The following is a 2797-nucleotide window of genomic DNA, read 5'->3' as shown; positions in this document are numbered from 1 at the left end:
AGGCGGAGATCGGTGAGATGGCGGTCGAATGCGACGATCTCCGGCGGGGAGAGTCGACTGAGCCTTGAGACCAGTTCATCGCAGTCATCATCGGGTCCCGTCGGCGAAGGACATTCCGCGAGGCACGCCCAGAACTCGTCACGAGTCATGATCGCCATCCTGCCGGATCAAACCCCCGCGTCATACCGATTGCAGAAGATGAGCCGTGGGACTGTAGTCGATCTTCCAATCTCCGTATACGCCCAGGCTCCCGTCCCTCAAACAGCGCAATCCAATGCTGACCCAGCGCACTTCACCATCACCGCGGAAAGCGAACCCCACTGCTGCAGCGAACTGCTCGCCTCCACATGGACAAGCACATTCTGCGAGGTCAGCCTCTTCCACGTAGTCAGCACTGTCGGCCACGTAAGCGGCGTCCCCGCATGCGACACAGATCCGTTGTACGCAGCCTTCGACGTCATCGGCCATGACGTTGAAGCGCTTGCCACCGCATCCGGCGCACACCGCCTCACTCACCCGCTGGACGGCGTAGCCACCCGGCTGGTATTGGCGTAGAAAGTCGGCGAGATCCGCGAAGTCCTCACCCCGCCAGTGATCGCCCGACGCGTGGATCACCATGGCCAGGAGTGTACGACCCATGTCCGGTCGGCTGCGTTCATATCTCATTCCAGTTGTCGAGGATGATGACGGGCGCCTCTTCCACATCCAGCCAGTCGCTCTCAAGGCGCATGCCCGTGGATCTCTCGATGAAGGCGAATGCCGCGCTGAGCTTGCCGCGGTAGTCCTCTGATTCCAAGCTGTCGAGCATGGGCAGGAAATCGGCCAAGATGCTGGAGTCGCCCTGCTGAACGCGGTGCTCGGCGAAGACGAAGTCGACCATCCGCGCCTTGATCTCGCCGTCGGCCGCATGGAGGATCGTGTATCCCCCGAAGGTGTGCCAGGTCGTCATCCAGACTCGTGATGCCTTGCTCAGTCCGGCAAGGATGTGGTCGGCCAAGGCATAGCCGTAGCTGAATTCGAGGAAACCGTACGTTCTTTCGTCCTCAAAGGCGAAGAGCACCGGCAGATCCTCCGACCAGGGCTCCTCCGTGGGGTATTCCATGATGCGTCGGTGGGGGTCCCGGCCTCCGTTCAGCCGCCGCAGGAGAACGTCCACACTGATCTCTTCGTCGAGGGGTTGCACCACAGTCCAGCAGAGCGCGTTCTCTAACCACTGGTGCCGGTCGAACAGACTGCGGTAATGATCGATCATGGTGCCGATTGTCGCGGAAGGCGCCACGGTGACCTCGGCCGGTGTCTCCCAGCACCCGAGGCGAAGCACCCGCGCTCATGCGGAACGCCTTCGGGGCCACACCTAAGAACTGAGCGGCCGGGACGGGCACAGCCTGAGCCGGGAAACCGAAAGGTCCTTGACGGCGTAACGCCTGTACAGGGACCTCCTGATGGCAGAGCCGACAAGGGAATCGAACCCCTGGCCCTTCTGTACACAGATGAGAACACGATCGTCCAGGGCCGTCCGGGTGAGGCGACGATGCCTGCTCAAGGCGACCTCCCTGTTGGGGGCGCCGTCCACCAGAGTCATGGTCGTCCGGGACGGTGGTTAGTACCTCCGTTAGCAAGAGCGACCTCAGCCCTCACGCTGCTCAGTCTCCGTCGCCGGCACCCATACGAGACTCACGCCTTTCTGTCGCTCCCCTTCACGGTAGATCTCACGGGCGTCTCGTCCCAGCGCCCATCGCCGGGCGTACGGGGCCGACTCGACCACGGCGCCGTCACGCACGACCAGTCCAAAGGTGGCGCGGTGCGTGGACCACCAGATGAGGCCGTGCTCAAGATCGTCATTCACGACCGTACTGTAGCGACGGCGTACGACAACCTGCCGGGAAGCTTCGCGCGTGACCGTGTAACTCGACGGTCTACGCCTCATGACCCTTGCGGCGGGGACGGAGATCACGCGGAAGCTCCGCCGAGGCACATGGTCTGACCTTTGGTCATTGGATGGTCAAACGGTAGCCGTGCTCAGCGGATCGTGGGCAGAGGAAAATCGTGAGCGCGGCATGGCGACCGAGCTGGAGCGTGGTGGGTTCGAGAGTCTCTTCGCATTCAGGCGTACCCCATTCGAGGTGGCGTTCTTCCAAAGGGCGCCATCGGGATTCGCTGCCACCGTCCCATTCGCTGCTGGCAAGTTTCAGGAGTGGCTCTGTTTCCGTTCCACAGACGTCGCAGGGCAGCTCGTACATGTCGGTGACGTGCCATGACTCCCACCCCCCGATCTTGCAGCCCGGCGCGATGGACAACAGATATTGGTAGGAGTGCTCGGAACTGTCTTCCCATGCGTTCAGGGCCGTCTGGACGTGCCCTGGCAGCTCTTCGGGATCGGGGTACTCGGTGACCCGTTCGAGATGGAGCACGCAGGGGCGTGGCAGATAGTCCTCATGGCTGAGATCCGCCACCGGGGTCTCAGTGCCACCGTCAGGCGTGGTGTGATCCCGCATCGGCGGTTCAGCGAGGACATCGGCCACGTCGGTGACGCGGCGCCAGACCAGCAGCGGCGCAGGAGCGAGTCCCGTGTCTTCCAAGTCATGTTCGTTGGGACACCACAGCACCTGAAGCAGATCCGTTCCCTCAGGGAAGGGGATCTCCGGGATGTCGCGTGCATAGAACTGTGCGACACCGAGCATGGGGATCGGACTTTCGGGGACACGGTCCAGCATCGTCAGCCAGCCGGGCTGGCCGAAGGGCGCTGCCTGTACCTGCACTGTTCGGTCGCATGCCGGCCACGGCTCATTGGACGGCC

Annotated in this window: 5 protein-coding genes; all 5 read right to left on the bottom strand. The window is 62.8% G+C overall.

What is annotated here, in order from left to right; translation table 11 throughout:
• Window positions 1-149: DUF4240 domain-containing protein (locus tag FXF51_RS64050; protein WP_187415214.1), on the bottom strand; the 149-nt coding region annotated here is incomplete at its 3' end.
• A gap of 31 nt (window positions 150-180) precedes the next feature.
• Window positions 181-618 (bottom strand): hypothetical protein, encoded by a 438-nt coding sequence (locus FXF51_RS60170; protein WP_148443829.1) that lies wholly within the window; start codon window positions 616-618, stop codon window positions 181-183.
• 37 nt (window positions 619-655) lie between these two features.
• On the bottom strand, window positions 656-1252 hold the full coding sequence (locus tag FXF51_RS60165; protein WP_148443828.1) for a hypothetical protein: 597 nt from the start codon (window positions 1250-1252) through the stop codon (window positions 656-658).
• Window positions 1253-1627: 375 nt separating this feature from the next.
• Window positions 1628-1846 (bottom strand): hypothetical protein, encoded by a 219-nt coding sequence (locus tag FXF51_RS60160; RefSeq protein WP_148443827.1) that lies wholly within the window; start codon window positions 1844-1846, stop codon window positions 1628-1630.
• 145 nt (window positions 1847-1991) lie between these two features.
• Window positions 1992-2797, bottom strand: an 806-nt coding sequence (locus FXF51_RS60155; RefSeq protein WP_222871997.1) for a hypothetical protein, incomplete at its 5' end; no start/stop codon positions are given.

It is taken from the genome of Nonomuraea sp. PA05 (assembly GCF_008086045.1).
Taxonomy (GTDB): Bacteria; Actinomycetota; Actinomycetes; order Streptosporangiales; family Streptosporangiaceae; genus Nonomuraea; species Nonomuraea monospora.
This window is presented reverse-complemented; position numbering and strand designations above follow the sequence as displayed.